This is a genomic window from Variovorax sp. LARHSF232, assembly GCF_052871435.1.
In genome coordinates this window covers 1-20,911 of record NZ_JBIXJS010000012.1, presented here as the reverse complement: position 1 = coordinate 20,911, position 20,911 = coordinate 1, and the positions used below count along the sequence as shown (strand labels likewise).

The window sequence follows — 20,911 nt, the reverse complement described above, 5'->3', positions numbered from 1 at the left end:
GGCAGCATCAGCCCACCGGCTTGGCCGCAGGCGGATCGCTCCACAGCTTGCCGCCGGTAGCCCAGTCCTCTTTGGCGATCTCGAAAAACAGGACGTCCACCGAATCGGGCGAGGTGCCCAGGGTGCGCGCGGCAACCTCGGTCACGGCTTGGGCGAAGGCGCGCTTCTGCTCGACCGTGCGGCCTTCGAACATTTCGACGCGGATGGTGGGCATGGGTTGTTTCTCCTGTGAATGAATGAATGAATGAATGAGTGAATGAATGAATCAGTCGCGGTAGCCGGGCGAGTCGCGGTCCAGCCGGCGCAACAAGGCCGGCCACTCCACGTCGCCGTCCCACTCGCTGCCGTCGCCGACCCATTCGGCGTACGTTCGCGCCGCCAGCTCGTCGCTCACCGCACGCACCACGCCGCCGGCCGCGGCCATGGCGCGCAGCTGCGCCTTGGCGGCGCGCTCCAGCAGGTGCATCAGCATCCAGGCCTCGGCCACCGTGCGGCCGACGACCAGGGTCCCGTGGTTCTCCAGGATCAGGCCGTCCAGATCGCCCAGGGCCTGCACCAGCCGCTGCTGTTCGTCGGCGCCCAGGGCCAGCCCTTCATAGGCATGGCGGCCCAGGCGATTGAAAAGGCGCATGGCGTACTGCGACGTGGGCTGCAGACCGCCCGGCAGCATCGACAGCGCCACGCCCCAGGGTGTGTGCAGGTGGATCACGCACTCTGCGTCGGGCCGCGCCGCATGCACCGCGCCGTGGATGGCAAAGCCGCTGGGGTTGACGCGTGCGCCCGAGCCATCGACCACTTCGCCGCGCACGTTGACCTTGACCAGGCTGGAGGCCGTGATCTCGTCGAAGGTGGCGCCAAAAGGATTGAGCAGGTAGTGCCCCGGCTCGCCGGGCACGCTGGCCGACAGATGCGTGTACACAGTGTCGTCCCAGCCGTTTTGCGCGGCCATGCGGTAGGCGGCGGCCAAGTCGATGCGGACTTGCTGTTCGGTGCGTGTGGGACGCTGGCGGGTGGCGGCGTTCATTCGATGGATCGAGGCATGTGGCCGGGCCGAGGGGGCCGCCACTTTAGCGCGAGGACGCCGGGCGGCGCGATCGAAGGCTTCCATTCCGGAACCGCTTCCTGATAGCCATCCAGCCGACGGAACGGCGAGCAGGCGCTATCGGCACTTCTTTCCAGCAGCATCCTGCGAACGCAGCGCATCGACCACCAACGAAAAGGCGGGTGATGGCTGTCGTCGACTTGGGTAGTAGAGATAGTAGCCCTCGAATGGCACACACCAGTCTTCCAGCACCCGGACGAGTCGCCCTTCGTCAATGTGCGGAGCAAATTCTTCTTCCGGGAGATACGCAATACCCAAGCCGTCCAGTGCCGCAAGAACGATATGCGGAGTGCTGTTGAGGGTGACTTGGCCATCGACGCGAACATTCAACTGCTTCCCCCGGCGGCCGAACTCCCAGACGTACAGCCCGCCATGCGTGGGAAAGCGCAAGTTGATGCAACTGTGCTTGGTCAGGTCTTTTGGTGTTTTCGGCACAGCATGCTTGGCGAAGTATTCCGGCGTTGCAACCGCGGCCATTCGCAGCTTGGGACCAATCGGCACCGCGATCATGTCCTTGTCGATCGTGTCGCCCAAGCGCACGCCCGCATCGAAGCGATCCGCCACGATGTCCCTCAATCCATAGTTCACGTCGAATTCCACCCTGACGTCTGGATACTCGTGCAACAGTGGCGCGACCTTTGGCAAGAGCGTGGTTTTGAGCACATGGTCGCCACAGGTGATGCGCACCGTGCCGGCCGGCTTGTCGCGCAGCTCCGACAACTCGTCCAGCTCCGATTCGATCTCGTCGAAGCGATGCCCGATGGCCCGCAGCAACCGTTCTCCGGCGGCCGTCGGCGACACGCTGCGGGTCGTTCGGGTCAGCAAGCGGATCTCCAGCCTGGCCTCCAGGCCACTGATGGCCTGGCTCAGCGCCGATTGGGTCACGCCCAGCAACGCGGCCGCGCGCGTGAAGCTGCCTTCCCGCGCTACCGTCACAAATGAGAGGAGATCGTTGAGGTTTCGTCTGACCATGCTTTCAGTTTCCCATGGCTTTTGATTAGTCTTTCTTATAGACCTTTTAAGTATTGATTAGCTAGTCAAGGTGTTCGACACACGGGAAAATTCGCTACATACCGATGGACGGGCCTGCGCTTTCGGCCGAGATGGAAGCATGAAAGGAAATTCACCATGGACAATTCCAATGGAGGTGGCAACGCAATTGCCGATGTGGGCGTTGCCGGTGCAAGCCGTCGCAACTTGCTCAAGATGACCGGCACAGGCATCGCCGCGCTGAGTGTCGGCGCGATCGCCACGGCGCCCGCCTTCGCCCAATCGCGCGTGAAACTCAGCGACAAGTGGGACAAGACCTTCCCCAAGAGCACCAAGGTCGACCACAAGAAGGTCACCTTCAAGAACCGCTATGGCATCCTCCTGGCGGCGGACCTGTACCGGCCGAAAAATGCCGGCGGCAAGCTGCCGGCGATTGCCATTGGAGGCCCGTTTGGCGCAGCGAAGGAGCAATCGTCAGGCCTCTATGCGCAGACGATGGCAGAGCGCGGCTTCGTCACGCTGGCGTTCGATCCGTCCTGCACCGGGGAGAGCGGCGGCGAGCCTCGCAATGTCGCCTCGCCAGACATCAACACCGAGGATTTCAGCGCGGCAGTCGATTTTCTTGGCCTGCAATCCACCGTCGATCGCGAGCAAATCGGCATCATCGGCATTTGCGGCTGGGGCGGCATGGCGTTGAATGCCGTCGCGGTGGACAAGCGCGTCAAGGCCGTCGTAGCCAGCACCATGTACGACATGACACGCGTCATGTCCAAGGGCTACAACGACAGCGTGACTCTCCAACAGCGCACGCAGATGCTGGAGCAACTTGGCCGGCAGCGATGGAAAGATGCGGAAAATGGAACCCCGGCCTATCAACCGCCCTACAACGAACTAAAGGGTGGCGAAGCGCAGTTCCTGGTCGACTACCACGACTATTACGGGACGCGGCGCGGTTACCATGCGCGCGCGGTCAACTCAGGCAACTCCTGGACGCAGACTACGCCGCTGGCGTTCATGAACATGCCGATCCTGACCTACATCGCGGAAATCTCCCCGCGTCCGGTCCTGTTCATCCATGGCGAAAAGGCCCACTCGCGCTACTTCAGTGAAACCGCCTACGCGGCTGCGGCGCAGCCGAAGGAACTGATGATCATCCCGGGCGCCAACCACACCGATCTGTACGACCGTGTGGACGTGATCCCGTTCGACAAGCTGACGTCCTTCTTCAAGCAACACCTGGCATCGGCATGACGGCTTGAAGGAGCCGCATCCAGGCGGACGGACGGTGCGCGTCCGCCGGACGCGTGGCGGTTCCCTTTGAGCATCGGAGCACAACAACGAACTCCATGACACCCAACACATCTGATGCCCCCGCGGGGGCTCAATCCGAAGCTGGAGATCGACCCGCCTACTGGAGCGGCATCTTCGCCATGTCGCTGTGCGTGTTCGCACTCGTCGCCTCCGAGTTCATGCCCGTCAGCCTGCTGACGCCGATCGCCACCGACCTTCGGATCACCGAAGGGATGGCCGGTCAAGGCATCGCGATATCGGGCGCATTCGCGGTGCTGACCAGCCTGACGATTTCGGCGCTGGCCGGCACCATGGATCGCAAGACGCTGCTGCTGGTGATGAGCATTTTGATGGGGATCTCCGGCGCCATCGTGGCGCTGGCTCCGAACTATCTGATCTATATGGCCGGCCGCGCACTCATCGGTGTGGTGATCGGCGGCTTCTGGTCCATGTCCGCAGCCATGGCGATCCGTTTGGTGCCCTCCAGCCTGGTGCCGAAGGCCTTGGCCATCTTCAACGGCGGCAACGCGCTGGCCACCGTGATTGCCGCACCACTGGGGAGCTATCTGGGATCCATCATCGGATGGCGCGGGGCGTTCTTCGCCCTGGTGCCCGTGGCGCTGATCGCATTGGCCTGGCAATGGATCGCATTGCCTCCCATGAAAACAGATGCACGCGCACCGGGCTCCGGCAACGTGTTCAAGATGTTCAAGAGCCGCACCGTCGCCTTCGGCATGGCAGGGTGCGGCGCGTTCTTCATGGGCCAGTTCGCGCTGTTCACCTACCTGCGTCCGTTCCTCGAAACGGTGACGCACGTCAACGTGTCCGCGCTGTCGCTGCTGCTGCTGGTGATCGGGATAGCGGGCTTCATCGGCACCCTGGTCATCGGCGCGATCCTCGAGCGTGGCCTGTACGGTCCGCTCATCACCATCCCGATCCTCATGTCGGTGATTGCCGTGGCGATGATTCCGCTTGGCGCCTGGGTGGTTCCGGTGGCCGTGCTGCTGGGTCTGTGGGGATTGATGGCAACGGCCACACCCGTGGGTTGGTGGAGCTGGATCGCGCAGGCGATGCCGCATAACGCCGAGGCGGGGGGCGGCCTGATGGTGGCTGTCATCCAGTTTGCCATCGCCCTGGGTTCGACCGTCGGCGGTGTGCTGTTCGATACCAGCGGCTTTCGAAGCACCTTTTTGGCAAGCGCGGTCGTGTTGCTGATCGGCGCCTTCCTAACCTTTCAGACCTCACGCGCGCATGCGCAGCAAAGCGCCTAATCCATTTCCGCGCTGCAAGTAGAACCCCATGGCCAACGAAACCTTTGATGCCGGCAAAGGCAGCCGATACGTCCCGGTTCCCGTGGCGAGCCGTCGTCATTCCTGGCACCTGCGGGTCATGCGACGGCTGAGTCTTCCGCTTCTTCTCCTTGCGCTCGGTGGCTGCAATGCCGACCAGTCAACCGCCCCTGCGGCGCCTGCTGTCGCCGCGCCGGATGCCGCTCAGGCATCCATGAGATCGGAGGAATCACGCATGTGGATGATCGTCGGCAAACGTCGCTTCGCTATTACCGTGGCCGACACCGATGCTGCTCGCGCATTCGCCGCCATGTTGCCGCTGACGCTGGACATGGAGGAACTCAACGGCAACGAGAAGCACGGCGAGTTGCCGAAGGCGCTGCCGACGGATGCGAACCGGCCCGGCACGATCCGCGACGGCGATCTCCTGCTGTGGGGCTCGCGCACCGTGGTCGTCTTCTATCTGACCTTCGATTCGCCCTACTCATACACGCGTCTCGGCCGCGTAGACGACCCCGCCGGTCTGGCCCAGGCGCTCGGCCGGCGCGACGTACGGGTGGTCTTTTCCAAGAACTAGAAAGCCGGATGCCGAGTTGGGGCGCCACTTCAGCGTGAGGACGCGCTCCCTGCTGACGACGCCGCAATGCCGCCCTTGATAGTCTTGCTTCATGCCCAGCATCAGCTTCCGTCCGCTCGCACGCGCCGACTTTGCGCTGCTGGGCCACTGGCTGTGCCAGCCGCACGTGGCGCGCTGGTGGGCCGACGACCCCTCGCCCACGGCGCTGGAGCAGGACTACGGCGCTTGCATCGACGGCCGTGAGCCCGCCCAGGTCTTCATCGCCCTGGCCGACAGCGCACCCTTGAGCCTGGTGCAGCGCTACCGGCTTGCCGCCTACCCCGAGTACCTGGCCGAGCTTGCAGCGCTGATCGACGTGCCGGCACGCGCCAGCAGCATCGACTTTTTCCTGGGCGAACCGACCCTGCTGCGCCAGGGCCTGGGCAGCGCCATGCTGCGCGCCTTTGCCGACGCCAGCTGGCGCGCCGACCCCGGCGCCTCGTGCATCCTGGTGCCGACCCATGCGGACAACCTGCCGTCGCAGCGCACGCTGGAGCGCGCCGGCTTCGCGCGCGTGGCGCAGGGCGAGCTCACGCCGGACAATCTCGCCGATACGCGCGCGCATGTGCTCTACCAACTGGATGCGCCCGCCACCCATACCTCGCTTCCGGAAGGCAGACCAAGTTGAAGCCCACCAATGTTTTCTTCACTCTGCCTTGATTGAGATGGCAAGAAACATCGAGATCAAGGCCCGCGTTTCCGATCTTCGCCCCATCGCCGAAGCGGCGCAGCGCCTGGGTGCACAAGGCCCCATCGACATCCAGCAGGACGACAGCTTCTTCCCCTGCCCCAATGGCCGCCTGAAGCTGCGCGCCTTTGCGGACGGCACGGGCGAACTGATCTTCTACCGGCGCGCCGACCAGGCCGGCCCCAAGGAATCCTTCTACCTGCGCACCGCGACCGGTGAGCCCGATGCCTTGCGCGAGACATTGGCCTTGGCGTACGGCAGCGCGGGCCGCGTGCTGAAGCAGCGCATCCTTTACCTGGCCGGACGCACGCGCATTCACCTGGACGAGGTGCAGGGCCTGGGCAGCTTTGTCGAGCTGGAGGTGGTACTGAACGAGGGCGAATCCGCCGAGCACGGCATGCAGGAGGCGCACCGCCTGATGCGCGAGCTGTCCATCGAGCCGAGCCAGCTCGTGGAGGGCGCGTACGTGGACCTTATCGCGTGGGACGCGTGATTGCGCAGCTCGCGAGGAAGCGCAAGACTTGTCATCCTCGATCCCCTTGGAGCCACATGCCATGACCCCAAAGCGACAACGCCTGCGCGTCAACTGTTTCGCCCTCTCCCTCGACGGCTACGGCGCCGGTGTCGACCAGAGCCTGCAAAACCCCTTGGGTGTGCACGGCGAAGAGCTGCACGGCTGGATGCTCACCACCCGCACCTTCAAGAAGATGATCGGCCAGGACGGGGGCGAGACCGGCACCGACGACGATTTGGCGCAGCGCGGCTTCGACAACGTGGGCGCCTGGATCCTCGGGCGCAACATGTTCGGCCCGATCCGCGGTCCCTGGCCGAACGACGAGTGGAAAGGCTGGTGGGGCGCAAACCCGCCTTATCACGTGCCGGTGTTCGTGCTGACGCATCACGCCCGCGCGCCCATCGAAATGGAAGGCGGCACGACCTTTCACTTCGTCACCGATGGCATCCATGCCGCACTGAAGACCGCAAAGGCCGCCGCCAAGGGCAAGGACGTGCGACTGGGCGGCGGCGTGTCGACCGTCCGCCAGTATCTGCAAGCCAAGCTCATCGACGAGTTGCACCTGGCCGTATCGCCGGTGCTGCTGGGCGCCGGCGAATCGCTGTTTCACGGGCTCGACTTGCGCGCGCTCGGCTACCGCTGCGTCCGGCAGACGCCCACCGAAAAAGCTGCGCACGTGTTCCTGCAGCGAGAGGCGCCGTGACCAGGCCCTGGTGTGCTTACTTAGGTTGTACGAACGCGGCGCAAAGCATTGCTTTGCATCGCATCTCGGCGCGCCGTCTTACACGGCGGCCGCGCGACGGGCAGATAGCCTAGCTCCATACAGGAGTACCGGCATGCCGCTTCGCACAAGTCCCAAAGGTAAATGGTCTCCCCTCATGTACGGCGTCACGCTGACCCTGGGAACGGTCGGCGCGATTGCGCAACCGCCCGAGCCCAGCGCGCATGAAATCGTGAAGGCCACCATCGGCTGGTGCCCCGCGCCGCACGAGACCGGAGCGGATGCGCACGACGGGCAGCCGGGTGCTGCCGCTCAGAGCGTGAGTCCCTAGTGTCCTGTCCCAGTAATTCGCCCGCAGAGCCGGGCGAATTTCCCAAGGATTGAATCGGCGGTGGCGGTCCAGGTGAACGGCTTGCAGTTTTCGTTGTATTGCAGCTGGCCAGCACCGCTCCATTGAGCACGTTCAGCGCCGCGTGGTCGTGCCATGACGCACGTAGTCATGGGTGAAGGATGCCTCAGCCCATGCAGTTTCTCTGCCTATGAATTAACGGGACAGAACACCAGGCGATCACGCCCGCGACCACATTGATGCTGTGGGCCAGCACCAGCATGTTGGAGCCGAAAGAAAAGAAAACACGCTGTGCACGCGCGTGATGCGGCGCAGCCCGGACCTCTCAGGCAATGACCTTCGTTCGTGCCAGCTCGGCTTTGAGCCACGTTGCGATCGCGCCCGGCTTGGCCTCGACGCTCCAGATCAGGTCGAGCCCGATCGACCATTCGGTGAATGGATAGGCCTCTAGCGTGAGTTCCTTCAGCTCGCCACTGGCAAGTTCTGCCGCGATCAGGCGCCTGGGCACGATCGACCAGCCTATTCCGCTCTTGAGCAACTCGATCAACGCCACTTCACTCTGCACGAACCACTTCTTCGGCGAGTTGAGGTACTCGCTGGTCAGAAGGTGGGCGGTTTGGGCCAGCAGCAGCAATTGGAGGTGGTCGGCCAATTGTGCGAACCGAACGCGCTCCAGCCGGGCCAGCGGATGGTCGTGGCGCGCCGCGTTGACCAAAGTGACCTGTCCGAGGCGGCAGAAGCCGATGCCCTTGGGATAGTTGGCCCTCGCGCAGCCCAGCCCTAGTGCAGCGACCCCCGACAACACCATGTCGAGCAGTTCCGCGCTGGACGGTTGCAGCAAGTCCAGCCGGACCCCGGGATGCTGCTGGTGCAACTCCCCGAGGACCTCCGCCAGCGCCGTGCCCGGAAACGCATCTTCAATGGCCAGGGCCAGTTGCGCTTCGGACGTACTGGTCAATGCACTCGCGCGCTCCTGCAAGCTCCCGCAACGCGACAGGATGGCCTCGGCCTCTTCCAGCAGGGCTTCGCCTTCGGGCGTGAGCAGGGGATAGCGGCCGCCTCGATCGAACAGGGCAACGCCAAGGTCCACCTCGAGGTCGGCAATAGCAGTGCTGATGGCCGACTGCGTCTTGCCCAGCCTCCGGCCGGTCGCCGAGAAGGATTTTTCGCGCGCTGCAGCCACAAAGACGGCCAACTGGTCGAAGGAGAACCTCATGCCGATGCATCTGGATTTTTGATGGATCCCATTTTTACACCTCGCGGCTCCACTACGAGAATTTCCTCGACCTCACAAGCCGACCCCGTTGGCCATCAAAGAAAGGAATGGAGACATGAACTCGAGGGACAAAACGCCTGACCCGGTGGATCAACAGTTGCCCGCAGGGCGCACGGCCCTTCTGGGCTTCCAGCACGTGCTGGTGATGTACTCAGCCTGCATCGTGGTGCCGCTCATCCTGGGGGCGGCCCTCAAGCTGCCCCGCGATCAACTGATCCTCATCATCAACGCAGACCTCTTTGCGGCCGGGCTCGCGTCCCTGGTCCAGTCGCTGGGCTTCTGGAAATTCGGCATTCGCATGCCCGTCATGATGGGCGTGACCTTCACGGCCGTCACTCCGATGATCGTGATCGGCAGCAACCCATCGCTCGGATTGCCGGGCATCTACGGCGCCATCATCGCCTCGGGTGTGTTTGGCATCCTGTTCGCGCCATTGATGGGCCGCTTCCTGCGCTTCTTTCCCTCGGTCGTGACGGGCTCGGTGCTCCTGGTCATCGGCATCAGCCTGATGAAGGTCGGCATCGACTGGGCCGCAGGCGGGCAGCCATTGCTGCCCGACGGCAGCGCCAACCCGAACTACGGCCGTCCGTTGTACCTGGGCATCTCGCTTGGCGTTCTGCTGGTGATTCTGCTGCTGTCGCGCTTCGCCAAGGGCTTCGTTGCCAACATTGCCGTGCTGCTCGGTGTCGCGTGCGGCTTTGTTGCCGCTTGCCTTTTCGGCGAGGTTCGACTTGACGAACTGGGGGCGACGCCGTGGGTCGGCGTGATCAAGCCCTTTGCCTTCGGAATGCCGGTCTTCGACCCGCTGGCCACCGTCTCGATGTGCCTGGTCATGCTGGTCACGCTGGTGGAGTCCACCGGCATGTTCCTCGCGCTTGGCCAGATTGTCGGCAGGCCGACCACACCGGAGCGACTCGTCCGAGGCCTGCGCGCCGACGGGCTTGGCGCCGTACTGGGCGGCATCTTCAACGCCTTTCCCTATACGTCGTTCTCCCAGAACATCGGGCTGGTCACGCTCACGGGCGTCAAGACCCGCTTCGTCTGCGTTGCAGGCGGCCTGATCCTGGTTGCGCTGGGCCTGTTCCCGAAAATGGGCTACATCGTCGCCGCGACGCCGTCCTTCGTTCTCGGCGCAGCGGCGCTCGTCATGTTCGGCATGGTCGCAATGATGGGAATCCGCATCCTGGCAACGGTGGATTACGAGCGCCACCGCGGCAATGCCTTGCTGGCCGCGGTCAGCGTCGGCGTGGGTGTGATTCCGCTGTTGTCGTCCGCCTTCTTCTCGCAGCTGCCCGCGTGGACACGCGTCGTGACGGACAGCGGAATCATCCTGACCACGATCACGGCCATTGCGCTCAACCTGCTCTTCAACGGGCTGGGCACGCGCCAGCAGGCGCAGGAGGCCGCAGCCCGCGGCGCCGCGATGGCAGAGGCCTGAAATCCTTCCCTTGAAAGACTCACTTCACCATGAATGCACAAATCCTCCATCCCGACCATCTCGTGACGATGGACGCCAACAACACTGTCGTCAGCGATGGGGCCGTCCTGACCAACGAGGACGGCCGCATCGGCGCCGTCGGCGTGATCTCTTCCCTGGTTGGCAGCCACCCCGGCGTACCGGTGCGACGCCTGAAGAATCGCCTGCTCATGCCGGGCCTCGTGAACACCCACGCGCACTCTGGCCTGCTGCGGGGCACGGCCGAGGGCTTGCCGGTCTGGGAATGGCTGCAGCAGCACATCGATCCGATGCACCGCGTCATCAATGCCGAAGAGGCCGAGCTGGCTTCCCGCCTGTGCTATGCCGAGGCCTTGCTGTCGGGCACGACCACGATCGTTGACATGTGGCGCCATATGGAGGGCAGCGCGCGGGCCGCCGCCGATCTGGGAATCCGGGCCGTGCTCGTGCCCTACGTCGCCGAGCATCCGGAGCACGACTATTTCGAGACCCTGGACACCAACGAGGCGCTGATCGAACGCTGGCACGGTGGTGCGGACGGTCGCATCCATGTCTGGGTGGGCCTGGAGCACATGTTCTATGCCACCCCCGCGGCATGGCGCCGATGCGCCGAGATCAGCCGGCGACATCGGGTCGGGTTTCACACGCATAGCAACGAAAGCCGATTCGATGTCGACGAAACGCTTCGACGCCACGGCATGCGTCCGATCGAAGCACTCGAGGAGTTCGGCCTGCTCGACGCACACCACGTCATGCTGGCGCATTGCGTTTGGCCATCGGACAAGGAGATGGACATCCTTGCCGCACGTCGCATCGGCGTGGCGCACAACCCGATCAGCAACATGAAACTCGCCAGCGGTGCCGCGCCGGTTGAAGCCATGCTGGCGCGGGGCATCGCCGTTGGCCTCGGAACGGACGGCGAAAAGGAAAACAACAACCTCGACATGTTCGAGGAGATGAAGACCGCATCATTGCTGGCCAAGTTCTCCAGGCTGGACGCCGCCGCGCTCGATGCGTGGACGGTGTGCCGCATGGCGACCATCGGCGGTGCCCGGGCGCTGGGACTCGATGACACGATCGGTTCGATCGAAGTGGGCAAGGTCGCTGATCTGGTCGCGCTGCGCACCGACACCCCGCGTATGACGCCTCTTCTGGGCGGTGCCGATGGCAATCTGCACCACAACCTGGTGCATGCGGTGCAGGGTGGTGACGTGGACCTCACCATGGTGGCGGGCCGCATCGTCGTCGAAGGTGGTCGGCTGCTGTCAGGCGACCTGTCGGAGACCATCGCGCGCGCCAATCGCGCCGTGCCCCAGCTGTTCGAGCGCCGCGCCCAATGGCTGCGCACGCATGGCACGGTCAATGCGCTCTTGGCATAAAAGGGCTGGTTGCCTCTGGCATCCGTCGTAGCGCGTGGCAGGCAGCGTCCGGCAAATGGCGGAGCCGTCCTGGGGCGCCGGACGGCAACTGTGCAGCGGTTGCGGACAGTCAGCAATGCCGCTCAGATTGACCGCTTCGAGGTCCAAGCAGTCGCTCGTCGTACAGCCATGGTCGGCCACCAGCTGGCATCAGACTGATCAGATGCGACCTGCAGCTTGTGGCCCTGTTCCCAAAGTGTTGTCCGTTCGATAGCGCACATAGGGCAATGCAATCCCTATACTGACTTCACCATGGCCAAGGCCCCAGATCCTCTCGACAACCATCTGTTGGCCGCCTTGCCAGAAGCGGAACGGCAGCGTTGGTGGCCTCAGCTCGAGGTGATCGACATGCCGCTGGGCCAGGTACTCTACGAGTCGGGCCGCACACTAAGCCATGTCTATTTCCCGACCAACTCCATCGTGTCGTTGCTGTACGTGATGGAAAACGGCGCCTCGGCCGAAATCGCCGTGGTCGGCAACGAGGGCATCGTCGGCATCTCGCTCTTCATGGGCGGCGAATCGACGCCCAGTCGCGCCGTGGTGCAAAGCGCCGGACGAGGTTTTCGCCTGGAAGCACAATGCATGAAGGACGAGTTCAACCGTGCGGGTCCGGTACTGCATCTGCTGTTGCGCTACACGCAGGCATTGATCACGCAGATGGCGCAGACCGCCGCGTGCAACCGCCACCATTCGCTCGATCAGCAGTTGTGTCGCTGGCTCCTACTTAGTCTTGACCGTCTTGACGGCAGCGAGCTCGTGATGACGCAGGAACTGATTGCCAACATGCTGGGCGTTCGCCGCGAAGGCGTCACCGAAGGCGCGCTCAAACTGCAACATGCGGGGCTGATTCGCTATGCGCGTGGCCGCATTTCGGTGCTCGATCGAGAAGGTCTGGAAAGACGCACTTGTGAGTGCTATGGGGTGGTCAAGACCGAGTACGACCGCCTGCTTCCGCCAACGGCCGCAAGCTGAGCTGCTCTGTGCGCTGGCAGACAGTCAGCCCCGCGCGGGTGCGTGCACACTGGTGCGTCGCCCTGTTCGTGGAGCACCTTTGGCCGACGCACAGAACCACCTCATCGAATTGCTCCCCGGCGCCGACCGCGAGCGGCTGCTAGCCTCGTGCGAGCCCATTCGGCTCGCACTGGCGGAGGTGCTCTATGAACGTGGTGCGTTCACGCAGCATGCATGGTTCCCAATCGACAGCTTTGTCTCGCTGATTGCACAAGTCGACCTCCATCCGGGCCTGGAAGTTGGCATGGCGGGTCGCGAAGGCATGCTTGGCGCACACTTGACCCTTGGTGTGACCAGGGCACCGCTGCACGCGCTGATGCAAGGGCCTGGCACGGCGTGGCGCATCACGACCGACAACTTCCGCGAAGAGCTCGCCCGCAGTGCCGCGCTGCGGAGCAGCATGGCGCGGTATACGCACGTGCTGATGGCACTGTTGGCGACGTCGGCGGACTGCCTGCGCTTTCATCTGATCGGACCTCGCCTGGCGCGCTGGCTGCTGATGAGCCAAGATCGCGCGCAAGCCAACCACTTTTGCATGACGCAAGAGTTTCTCGCCTACATGCTGGGCGTGCGGCGCGTGGGCATCACGGCTGCCGCCAGTGCCCTGCAGCGCCGGGGATTGATTGCCTACAGGCGTGGCGAACTGACAGTGCTCGATCGGGGCGGGCTCGAAACGATGGCCTGCGCCTGCTATGACGCAGACTGCAAGACTTACGGGCAATTGCTCTGATGCCTACAGCCGCGTCGTCCGGACGGTCCGTGCGCTAGCGTACGGACGGCAGGTGCAGCGCGTTCTATAAGTGTTCTTTGGACCTCAGCGCGAGCAATGCATGGACCACGACCCCGACATCGACCAAGGCGAAGCACGCGCAAGGACAGCCATGACGAGCCCGCCCTTCTTCGATGAAGCGTCAGGCACTGTTCGGTTCTGGGTGACCATCGACGGCACGGAAGTGGGCGCCATGATCGGCAAGGAGACGCTGCACTACCACTATCGGCCGGCTGCCATGGACGATCTGCCCTTGGACACCTTCGTGCATCACGCGGAGGAGCTCGATGCCGCCGTACGTCGGCGCGTCATTGCCGGCGCCTACGTGCCGGTGATGCTGCGCGAGTTCGATCTCGCGGTCTGACCGCTGAGCTTCTGTGCGCCGGCGTTCGTCATATCGTGAAAAGAGAGATCTCCGATCGCGAAGCGGTCGCTGGCGTCGTGGTCTCGCTGGTCCACTCAAGGCTGATCAAGTGTGGATCGAGCAAGACCTTGCGCACTGGACTTCACGCGAGCGTGCCGGTCAGCGAACGAGCTTCTGTGCGCCGGGGACTTATTGCGCTGATGGACCATGGGGTCCTGGCAATGTCCGGCGAGGACATCGGATTTACTTACAAGGGGCGATTGCTTCTCGCATACGTGCAACGTGCGCACCACAAGGCGCCTGCGGTCGACGAGCGCAATGATCAGCGCCCGGAAGAGATCGGTTCGATTCTCGGAGCCATTGATCGGGACGATCGCTTCGACTCCCGAGGACCCGTCGAAATGGTCCAATCGCTGCCAGTTCGGCTGCACACTGCACGCGAATCTCGTCGATCTGTCTTCTCGGCAAGGGGGATTGCCTATGCCTGCCTACTCGCGGTCGCGGCCGCCGGGATCGGGACAGTTCTGCCTAGTTGATCGCGTCCGAGAGCCGGTCATATTCGGTTCGCAGCCAGCGTTGAAGTTTGATGTCCTGAACTGGTCTTGATCATTCTTGTTCGAAGGCGAAGGAGCACAACATGAGGATTGCACAGGTGGCCCCGTTGTACGAGGCGGTGCCGCCGAAACTGTATGGCGGCACGGAGCGGGTGGTGGCCCATCTCACGGACGCTCTGGTTGATCAGGGCCACGAGGTCACGCTGTTCGCCGCTGGCGAGACACAGACCAAGGCCAGGCTGGTCACGACACGTGCCCGGCCGCTGCGCCTGGACGGCGGACGCCTGAACTCGGACCTGGCCAGCCACCTCACCATGATTCACGAGGTGCGACGGTGTGCCGATGCATTTGACGTCATTCACTTTCACGTCGATCTGATCCACTTCCCCTTCTTCGAGGACATGCCCGAACGCACGCTCACCACCTTGCATGGTCGGCTCGACATCGACGATCTGCGCGGCGTCTATGGACGCTGGCATTCGTATCCATTGGTCTCCATTTCCAGCAGCCAGCGCGCTCCGCTGCCGGATGCCAACTGGTATGCCACTGTGCAACACGGCATGCTGCCCGATCACTACCAGTTGAGTCCACGGACTCAAGGGGGCTACCTGGCCTTCCTGGGACGGATCTCGCCGGAGAAGCGACCCGATCGCGCGATCGAGATCGCGAAGGCGGCTGGTGTGCCCTTGAAGATTGCGGCCAAGGTCGACGCAGCAGATCGCGCCTACTTCGACGAGTGCATCCGGCCTCTTCTGGACCATCCTCTGATCGACTTCGTCGGCGAGATCGGCGACTCCGAAAAAAGCGCCTTCCTGGGCGGCGCGCGGGCATTGCTGTTTCCGATTGACTGGCCCGAGCCTTTTGGCCTGGTGATGATCGAGGCGATGGCGTGCGGCACACCCGTCATCGCCTGGCGTTGCGGTTCGGTCCCGGAGGTGGTGGAGCATGGCGTCTCGGGTCTCATCGTCGACGACATCGCTGGGGCCGTGAAGGCTGTCCACAGTATCGGAGAACTGTCGCGCACGCGCGTGCGCCGAGCGTTCGACGAGCGCTTCACTGCACAGGCGATGGCGAAACGCTACGCCCGCCTGTATTGGCAACTCGTTGGCAACCGCCGTCTGCACGAAAGCGAGGTGGCATGAACGCGCCCCATCCGCAGGAAGTGCCGCACCCTCAGAGCGCAACGGCGAGCGCATCGGTGCCGCGCACGCCCGACCATCTCTACGTCCTCAAGGATGGCGACAGTTTCGTGGTTGCCGACACCTATGGCGACATCGCGGGTTCGGGCGATGGCTTCTTTCAGGAAGATACGCGCCTGCTGTCGTGCTTCTACCTGTTGCTGGGAGGCGAACGGCCGACCCTGTTGTCCAGCGCGGTCAGCCGTGACAACGTGTTTTTCACCGCGCATGCCACCAACCGGCCGCTGCCCCCGCTCGGGGACGAATCCTTGCCGCAGGGCATCGTGCATATCGAGCGGCGACGCCTCCTGTGGGACGGGCTGTTACGCGAGAGCATCACCTTGAGGAACTACGGCAAAGCGGTGACACGGCTGCAGCTCACCTTGGCCTACGGTGCGGATTTCAGCGACACCTTTGAGGTGCGCGGGGAGCGCCGTTCCCGACGGGGCGAATTTCTGCCCGCCAAGGTGCAGAGCAAGGAGGTCGAATTGGGATACCGAGGGCTGGATGGTGTGGAGCGGCGGACCCGCGTGGTGTTCTCGACCCAGCCCACAGTCATCGATGAGAAGCACTGCCGCTTCGACCTTGTCCTGAACGGTCGCGAGGATGTTGTCCTGTATGTGGACATCGGCCCGGCTGCGCTGGCACCGACGTGCGCGCAGTTTCGAGCCGCGAGCGCTGCTGCACGGCGCAGCATGCGCACTCGTCAGCGCGCCGGTGCGCGCGTGCGGACTTCCGCCCGGCAGTTTCAGACCTGGCTGGATCGCTCGGAAGTCGACCTTGCGTTGCTGACCACTGCACTGCCGACCGGGCCCTATCCCTATGCTGGCATTCCGTGGTTCTCCACGCCCTTCGGTCGCGACGCAATCATTACCGCGCTGCAGACCCTGTGGCTCAAGCCTTCCCTGGCGCGTGGCGTGCTGGCCTACCTGGCCAGTCATCAGGCTCGGGAGACGTCGGCCTTTCACGACGCGGAGCCGGGCAAGATCATGCATGAACTGCGCAAGGGCGAAATGACGGCGTTGGGTGAATTGCCCTTCGGCCGCTACTACGGCGGCGTGGACACAACGCCGTTGTTTGTTGCGTTGGCGGCTGCATATGCCCGGCGCACCGCGGATCGGTCCTTCATCGTGGAGCTGTGGCCTGCATTGGTGGCAGCGACCGCCTGGATTCTGGGCAATGCGAGTCGGCATGGCGGATTTCTGTCTTACGCGCGTGCGCAAGCTTCCGGCCTGGCCAACCAGGGTTGGAAGGACAGCCACGACGCCATCTTCCACGAGGATGGGCGCACGCCCGAAGGGCCAATTGCACTAGTCGAAGTTCAAGGCTACGCGGTCGCTGCATTGCAAGGAATGGCGCTGCTGGCGAATTGGCTTGGGCATGACATGGCAGTCGCGCCCTACGCGCAGGCGGCCGAGGCTTGGCGGGAGCGGGTCGAGGCAAGCTTCTGGCAGGAAGACATGCAGTTCTACGCCTTGGCGCTGGATGGTGCCGGTGCGCCGTGTCGCGTCTATGCCTCCAACCCGGGGCACTTGCTGTATGTGGGACTGCCAGGCGCCGAGCGCGGCCGGGCCGTAGCGCGCCAACTGCTTGCTGCCGGCCTCGAGTCGGGCTGGGGACTGCGCACGCTGTCGTCCAAGGCCATTCGCTTCAACCCCATGTCCTACCACAACGGGTCCGTCTGGCCCCACGACGTGGCATTGTGCGCTGCCGGCATGGCGCGCTACGGCGAGCGGGACAGCACAGCGCGATTGACCAGCGAGATGTTCGAATGTGCCAGCCAGGTGGGCATGCGCCTGCCCGAACTGTTTTGCGGTTTCGAAAGGGTGAATGGTGAGGCGCCGGTCTCCTATCCGGTGGCATGCTTGCCCCAAGCTTGGGCCGCCGGCGCGGTGTTCATGCTGCTGCAGGGCTGCCTGGGCATCGACATTGATGCCATGCGCGGACGCATTGTGGTTGAGCAACCGGTTCTGCCCGCCGAGATCGATGCGCTCGTGCTGCGCGACCTGCGCTTGCCCCAAGGCGCCGTCGACCTCAGTTTGACCCGCAGGGGCGCCAATGTGCAGGCGACGGTCTCGCGGCAGTCAGGGGCGGATCAGCTGCAGATTGATCTGCGCTTGTGAAACGACGTGCCGCCATGGTGGCAGGCGCCATCGCGTGTCCGTCCTCGTTCGCGAAGAAAAGCGCCGACGTCAGCTTTCGACGTTCGCCGTCGTTCGGCAGAGAAAATCGACCGGCCGCAGCCAGTCTTTCTCTGCCGTAGACCCTCGCGCCTCGCTCGGCTCTCATCGGCCAACTGCGGACCCTCATCTCGTGCAAATGGGCGGCCGCTCCAGAGGCGAGCGGTCGTCGGCCCCCTCAGCGCACCTCGACTCCACGTACACCACCAGCTTCGATCAGGTCGGTTGACACAAATAGACGTCCAGCGTCTCTCAACGGACCGAACCGGGATGGGACCTCAGACCGAGATGCATCGAACCTTCCCTTTAGGGCAATTGCCAAACCATTCGGGCCGCTGTCATCATCGCGCGGGGCCACTGCGACGGTGCAGGGATCACGATTTGCAAAGGACAAGGTCAATCATGAATGCCGAACTTCCTTCATTCTTGAAATGGGCAGCTATCGCCACAGCCGCGGTGGCTTTGATTGCGGGCTGCGCCAGCAAGAACGACCCCGTGGCCCAGGCCGCGAAAGCAGATGCTGCCAAGGGCATCGCCGCGCCCGGTTTCGCCGAGACCAAGGCCATCGCGGAAGAGGCCTTGATCTACGGGCTGCCGCTGGTCATGAACTATGCGGTGATGTACGAATACGCCGTGGACAAGGGCGGCCCGCAATACAAGGCACCGTTCAACCAGATCAAGAACGAGTCTCGCGTCTTCACCTATCAAGACACGGCCATCATCACGCCCAACAGCGACACCCCGTACTCGTTTGTCTGGCTGGACGTGCGCGCGGAGCCAATGGTGATCTCGGTGCCGGCAGTGGAAAAGCGCCGTTACTACTCGGTGCAGTTGATCGACGGCAACACCTACAACTACGGTTACATCGGCAGCCGTGCCACGGGCAGCGAGCCAGGCCACTACATGGTGGTCGGTCCCGACTGGAAAGGCGCGACGCCTCCTGGGATCAAGAAGGTCTTCACCTCGAGCACTCCCTTTGCCTTGAGCGCCATTCGGACTCAGCTTTTCGACGCCAAGGACATGCCGAACGTGGTGAGGGTGCAGGCGGGCTACAAGGCGCAGCCTCTGTCCGCCTTCCTCAAGCAGCCTGCTCCAGCGGCCGCGCCGGCGATCGATTTCCTCCCCGCCACCACCAAAGGGATCAAGGAAAACTACCTGGCGTATCTGGATGCCGCGCTCCGGTTTGTCCCCGCGACGCCGGCAGACAGGGATGTCCGTGCCCGGCTCGCCCGTATCGGCGTCGGCCCGGGCAAGACTTTCGAGTTCAAGGATCTTTCGCTGGAGCACAAGGCGGCCGTCGGTCTGGGACTGAAGGAGGGTGAGGAGAAGGTGGACAAGTTCCTCGCCAGCGGCGTCAGGAATGTCAACGGCTGGAACATCGGCGCGCTCTTCGGCGACCGCGATTTCTTCAAGGGCGATTGGCTCAAGCGTGCCGCTGCTGCCAAGGGAGGGCTCTACGGGAACGATGCCGTGGAAGCGATGTATCCGTTCACACGCGCCGACTCGAAGGGCGAAGTGCTCGACGGCAGCAAGCACAACTACACCATCACATTTCCAGCCGGGCAACTTCCACCAGTGAACGCCTTCTGGTCGGTGACGATGTATGACGGCAAGAGCCAGCTCCTGATCAAGAACCCGATCGACCGATACCTCGTGAATTCGCCGATGCTGTCCGCGATGAAGAAGAACGCCGATGGATCGCTCACCCTCTATGTTCAGAAGGAGTCGCCAGGCAAGGCACTGGAATCCAACTGGCTGCCTGCACCGAGCGACACAATCTTCCTGGTGATGCGCCTGTACTACCCCAAGGAAACACCGCCTTCCATCTTGCCGGCCGGCGAAGGAACATGGAAGCCGCCGGGAATCGTGGCGTCGAAGTAGATGGTCAGAGCACGTCCTTTGGAAAGGGCATCTCGCTGAATCGAGTGCCGCGTCCAATTCAAGGACTGCTCAGACTTTCATTGCGGTCGCTCAATGGCATATATCGAAGGCCGGCAGTGGGCCCGGCTCAGCCCGTCAGCATCGACAGCTGTCCGGCGGGTCTGCAGCGTAGCAGGCAGTCAGCGATGCACGTTTTTTCGGCGGCTACCTACCAGGTTGCGGGCATTTGCAGCCGCGCCCGGATCGGACTACAAACGTAGCCGTCAGGACTGCCGGAGCACTGTCATGAACCCCTTGGCCTCCAGTCGCGTCACCTGCATGCTGCCAGTGAAGGATTTGGACCGCGCACGCCGTTTCTACGAGGAGGCGCTGGGACTGGAGCCGCTCGGCGCAAAACCCGACGGCAAGTTCATTTACCAGTGCGGCGGGACCGAGCTAGCGCTTTTCCCGAAGCCAGAAGGCACGAAGGCCGAGCACACGGCAGTTAGCTTCCGCGTGGCGCACATCGGCGAGGCCGTGGCCGCGCTCGAAGGGCGCGGCGTGCGCTTCGCCGACTACGACCTGCCGGGCCTGAAGACGGTCGATCACGTCTGCGTACTCGGCTCCGAGAAGGCAGCCTGGTTCGAAGATCCCGAGGGCAATATCCTGTGCCTGCACGAGGACCTGGCCTGAGGCCTGATCAGCCGCGCGGCGCCGTCGCTGCTCCTTGACTGAGCCCCTGCCGCTGCGTACGCCGTAGGCGCACCAAGGCCAAGTCATCATGCCGCAATACGCCACCTTCTATGACTCGTCCACGGCTTCTAGCAATGGGATCTCCAGTTAGCAGGTTGGACGTGACCGGCACCTGAGCACTTTGCAGCGGGAGCGGTCGTAGACTTCGGCCTCGCGATGCGCTGGATCCGGCCATGACGAGTCATTCACGACTGGCCGCTTACCGACGGTGCGCAAAGTCGCTGTTGGTGTCGCTAAGTCCGGGCCGGGAAGGCCATGGCGATCACTTCCTCCGCGCTGAGCCGGGAACCCTCGTTGCGAAGGCGACCGAGCGCTTCGGTGTCGAGACCCGTCTTGACGATGGCGAGTGCCTCTTCGTAGCAACGCTCTGGCACCGGGGGCATACGCACGCGGTCGGGCTCCAGCGTGCAGCTGTCGATATAGGCAATCGTCTTTGCTGCTTCGAAGAACCGACCCTGACGCGCGAGCAGATGCGCGATGTAGCAAAACAACCAGGGAGCAGGACCTGTCGTGTGCGTGACCATGGTCGTCGC

22 protein-coding genes are annotated in these 20,911 nt (G+C 63.6%); 17 read left to right on the top strand and 5 right to left on the bottom strand.

Going from position 1 to position 20,911, the window contains the following annotated elements; genetic code table 11:
• Positions 1–7: 7 nt before the first annotated feature.
• From ACIPRI_RS23340 to ACIPRI_RS23330, 3 genes are all read right to left on the bottom strand, one after another.
• Entirely contained in the window at positions 8–238 is a 231-nt protein-coding gene (locus ACIPRI_RS23340; protein WP_446623992.1) for a 4-oxalocrotonate tautomerase, read from the bottom strand.
• A gap of 27 nt (positions 239–265) precedes the next feature.
• Entirely contained in the window at positions 266–1,024 is a 759-nt protein-coding gene (locus ACIPRI_RS23335; protein WP_446623882.1) for a class II aldolase/adducin family protein, read from the bottom strand.
• Between the two features lie 135 nt (positions 1,025–1,159).
• The gene (locus tag ACIPRI_RS23330) at positions 1,160–2,074 is read right to left on the bottom strand and encodes a LysR family transcriptional regulator (protein WP_446623881.1); all 915 of its coding nucleotides are present in this window, start codon (positions 2,072–2,074) and stop codon (positions 1,160–1,162) included.
• 156 nt (positions 2,075–2,230) lie between these two features.
• On the opposite strand from ACIPRI_RS23330, the gene ACIPRI_RS23325 reads away from it, so the two are divergent.
• The 7 genes from ACIPRI_RS23325 (at position 2,231) to ACIPRI_RS23295 (ending at position 7,541) form a co-directional block, all read left to right on the top strand.
• Positions 2,231–3,343: an alpha/beta hydrolase gene (locus ACIPRI_RS23325; protein ID WP_446623880.1), complete on the top strand. Its 1,113-nt coding sequence runs from the start codon at positions 2,231–2,233 to the stop codon at positions 3,341–3,343.
• A gap of 95 nt (positions 3,344–3,438) precedes the next feature.
• The gene (locus ACIPRI_RS23320) at positions 3,439–4,653 is read left to right on the top strand and encodes an MFS transporter (protein WP_446623879.1); all 1,215 of its coding nucleotides are present in this window, start codon (positions 3,439–3,441) and stop codon (positions 4,651–4,653) included.
• A gap of 28 nt (positions 4,654–4,681) precedes the next feature.
• On the top strand, positions 4,682–5,248 hold the full coding sequence (locus ACIPRI_RS23315) for a cyclophilin-like fold protein (protein ID WP_446623878.1): 567 nt from the start codon (positions 4,682–4,684) through the stop codon (positions 5,246–5,248).
• A 91-nt stretch (positions 5,249–5,339) separates the two neighbouring features.
• Positions 5,340–5,915 (top strand): GNAT family N-acetyltransferase, encoded by a 576-nt coding sequence (locus ACIPRI_RS23310; protein WP_446623877.1) that lies wholly within the window; start codon positions 5,340–5,342, stop codon positions 5,913–5,915.
• A gap of 37 nt (positions 5,916–5,952) precedes the next feature.
• Positions 5,953–6,468, top strand: a complete 516-nt coding sequence (locus tag ACIPRI_RS23305; RefSeq protein WP_446623876.1) for a class IV adenylate cyclase — start codon at positions 5,953–5,955, stop codon at positions 6,466–6,468.
• Between the two features lie 61 nt (positions 6,469–6,529).
• A complete protein-coding gene (locus tag ACIPRI_RS23300; protein WP_446623875.1) occupies positions 6,530–7,192 on the top strand; it encodes a dihydrofolate reductase family protein in 663 nt (220 codons plus the stop codon).
• A 133-nt stretch (positions 7,193–7,325) separates the two neighbouring features.
• A complete protein-coding gene (locus ACIPRI_RS23295) occupies positions 7,326–7,541 on the top strand; it encodes a hypothetical protein (protein ID WP_446623874.1) in 216 nt (71 codons plus the stop codon).
• A 343-nt stretch (positions 7,542–7,884) separates the two neighbouring features.
• On the opposite strand, the gene ACIPRI_RS23290 is transcribed toward ACIPRI_RS23295, so the two are convergent.
• Positions 7,885–8,775, bottom strand: a complete 891-nt coding sequence (locus ACIPRI_RS23290) for a LysR family transcriptional regulator (RefSeq protein WP_446623873.1) — start codon at positions 8,773–8,775, stop codon at positions 7,885–7,887.
• A 115-nt stretch (positions 8,776–8,890) separates the two neighbouring features.
• Here ACIPRI_RS23290 and ACIPRI_RS23285 point away from each other — a divergent pair, with 115 nt between their 5' ends.
• The 10 genes from ACIPRI_RS23285 (at position 8,891) to ACIPRI_RS23240 (ending at position 20,318) form a co-directional block, all read left to right on the top strand.
• Positions 8,891–10,273, top strand: a complete 1,383-nt coding sequence (locus ACIPRI_RS23285; RefSeq protein WP_446623872.1) for a nucleobase:cation symporter-2 family protein — start codon at positions 8,891–8,893, stop codon at positions 10,271–10,273.
• 68 nt (positions 10,274–10,341) lie between these two features.
• Positions 10,342–11,670, top strand: coding sequence for an amidohydrolase family protein (locus ACIPRI_RS23280; RefSeq protein ID WP_446623871.1), 1,329 nt, complete (start codon positions 10,342–10,344; stop codon positions 11,668–11,670).
• Between the two features lie 291 nt (positions 11,671–11,961).
• Complete coding sequence (locus tag ACIPRI_RS23275; RefSeq protein ID WP_446623870.1) at positions 11,962–12,681, top strand: Crp/Fnr family transcriptional regulator; 720 nt, start codon at positions 11,962–11,964, stop codon at positions 12,679–12,681.
• 79 nt (positions 12,682–12,760) lie between these two features.
• Positions 12,761–13,450 (top strand): Crp/Fnr family transcriptional regulator, encoded by a 690-nt coding sequence (locus tag ACIPRI_RS23270; RefSeq protein WP_446623869.1) that lies wholly within the window; start codon positions 12,761–12,763, stop codon positions 13,448–13,450.
• 100 nt (positions 13,451–13,550) lie between these two features.
• Positions 13,551–13,853: a DUF1488 family protein gene (locus ACIPRI_RS23265; RefSeq protein WP_446623868.1), complete on the top strand. Its 303-nt coding sequence runs from the start codon at positions 13,551–13,553 to the stop codon at positions 13,851–13,853.
• Positions 13,854–13,888: 35 nt separating this feature from the next.
• Positions 13,889–14,389, top strand: coding sequence for a hypothetical protein (locus ACIPRI_RS23260; protein ID WP_446623867.1), 501 nt, complete (start codon positions 13,889–13,891; stop codon positions 14,387–14,389).
• A gap of 101 nt (positions 14,390–14,490) precedes the next feature.
• Positions 14,491–15,549, top strand: a complete 1,059-nt coding sequence (locus ACIPRI_RS23255) for a glycosyltransferase family 4 protein (protein ID WP_446623866.1) — start codon at positions 14,491–14,493, stop codon at positions 15,547–15,549.
• Positions 15,546–17,708 carry an amylo-alpha-1,6-glucosidase gene (locus ACIPRI_RS23250; RefSeq protein WP_446623865.1) on the top strand — a complete coding sequence of 721 codons (2,163 nt, stop codon included), beginning with the start codon at positions 15,546–15,548 and terminating at the stop codon, positions 17,706–17,708. The genes ACIPRI_RS23255 and ACIPRI_RS23250 overlap by 4 nt, the downstream gene beginning before the upstream one ends.
• Before the next feature lie 459 nt (positions 17,709–18,167).
• Complete coding sequence (locus ACIPRI_RS23245) at positions 18,168–19,646, top strand: DUF1254 domain-containing protein (RefSeq protein WP_446623864.1); 1,479 nt, start codon at positions 18,168–18,170, stop codon at positions 19,644–19,646.
• Positions 19,647–19,931: 285 nt separating this feature from the next.
• A complete protein-coding gene (locus ACIPRI_RS23240) occupies positions 19,932–20,318 on the top strand; it encodes a VOC family protein (protein ID WP_446623863.1) in 387 nt (128 codons plus the stop codon).
• A 293-nt stretch (positions 20,319–20,611) separates the two neighbouring features.
• Here the strand turns inward: ACIPRI_RS23240 and ACIPRI_RS23235 are convergent.
• The coding region (locus ACIPRI_RS23235; RefSeq protein WP_446623862.1) for a hypothetical protein at positions 20,612–20,911 on the bottom strand (300 nt) is incomplete at its 5' end.

What these genes read in the sequence shown, in the direction of transcription:
- ACIPRI_RS23280 (WP_446623871.1), top strand. Translation starts at nt 10,342, where the DNA reads ATGGACGCCAACAACACTGTCGTCAGCGATGGGGCCGTCCTGACCAAC.
- ACIPRI_RS23285 (WP_446623872.1), top strand. Translation starts at nt 8,891, where the DNA reads ATGAACTCGAGGGACAAAACGCCTGACCCGGTGGATCAACAGTTGCCC.
- ACIPRI_RS23335 (WP_446623882.1), bottom strand. Translation starts at nt 1,024, where the DNA reads ATGAACGCCGCCACCCGCCAGCGTCCCACACGCACCGAACAGCAAGTC.
- ACIPRI_RS23250 (WP_446623865.1), top strand. Translation starts at nt 15,546, where the DNA reads ATGAACGCGCCCCATCCGCAGGAAGTGCCGCACCCTCAGAGCGCAACG.
- ACIPRI_RS23310 (WP_446623877.1), top strand. Translation starts at nt 5,340, where the DNA reads ATGCCCAGCATCAGCTTCCGTCCGCTCGCACGCGCCGACTTTGCGCTG.
- ACIPRI_RS23245 (WP_446623864.1), top strand. Translation starts at nt 18,168, where the DNA reads ATGAATGCCGAACTTCCTTCATTCTTGAAATGGGCAGCTATCGCCACA.
- ACIPRI_RS23325 (WP_446623880.1), top strand. Translation starts at nt 2,231, where the DNA reads ATGGACAATTCCAATGGAGGTGGCAACGCAATTGCCGATGTGGGCGTT.
- ACIPRI_RS23295 (WP_446623874.1), top strand. Translation starts at nt 7,326, where the DNA reads ATGCCGCTTCGCACAAGTCCCAAAGGTAAATGGTCTCCCCTCATGTAC.
- ACIPRI_RS23315 (WP_446623878.1), top strand. Translation starts at nt 4,682, where the DNA reads ATGGCCAACGAAACCTTTGATGCCGGCAAAGGCAGCCGATACGTCCCG.
- ACIPRI_RS23255 (WP_446623866.1), top strand. Translation starts at nt 14,491, where the DNA reads ATGAGGATTGCACAGGTGGCCCCGTTGTACGAGGCGGTGCCGCCGAAA.
- ACIPRI_RS23320 (WP_446623879.1), top strand. Translation starts at nt 3,439, where the DNA reads ATGACACCCAACACATCTGATGCCCCCGCGGGGGCTCAATCCGAAGCT.
- ACIPRI_RS23240 (WP_446623863.1), top strand. Translation starts at nt 19,932, where the DNA reads ATGAACCCCTTGGCCTCCAGTCGCGTCACCTGCATGCTGCCAGTGAAG.
- ACIPRI_RS23290 (WP_446623873.1), bottom strand. Translation starts at nt 8,775, where the DNA reads ATGAGGTTCTCCTTCGACCAGTTGGCCGTCTTTGTGGCTGCAGCGCGC.
- ACIPRI_RS23300 (WP_446623875.1), top strand. Translation starts at nt 6,530, where the DNA reads ATGACCCCAAAGCGACAACGCCTGCGCGTCAACTGTTTCGCCCTCTCC.
- ACIPRI_RS23330 (WP_446623881.1), bottom strand. Translation starts at nt 2,074, where the DNA reads ATGGTCAGACGAAACCTCAACGATCTCCTCTCATTTGTGACGGTAGCG.
- ACIPRI_RS23275 (WP_446623870.1), top strand. Translation starts at nt 11,962, where the DNA reads ATGGCCAAGGCCCCAGATCCTCTCGACAACCATCTGTTGGCCGCCTTG.
- ACIPRI_RS23305 (WP_446623876.1), top strand. Translation starts at nt 5,953, where the DNA reads ATGGCAAGAAACATCGAGATCAAGGCCCGCGTTTCCGATCTTCGCCCC.
- ACIPRI_RS23265 (WP_446623868.1), top strand. Translation starts at nt 13,551, where the DNA reads ATGGACCACGACCCCGACATCGACCAAGGCGAAGCACGCGCAAGGACA.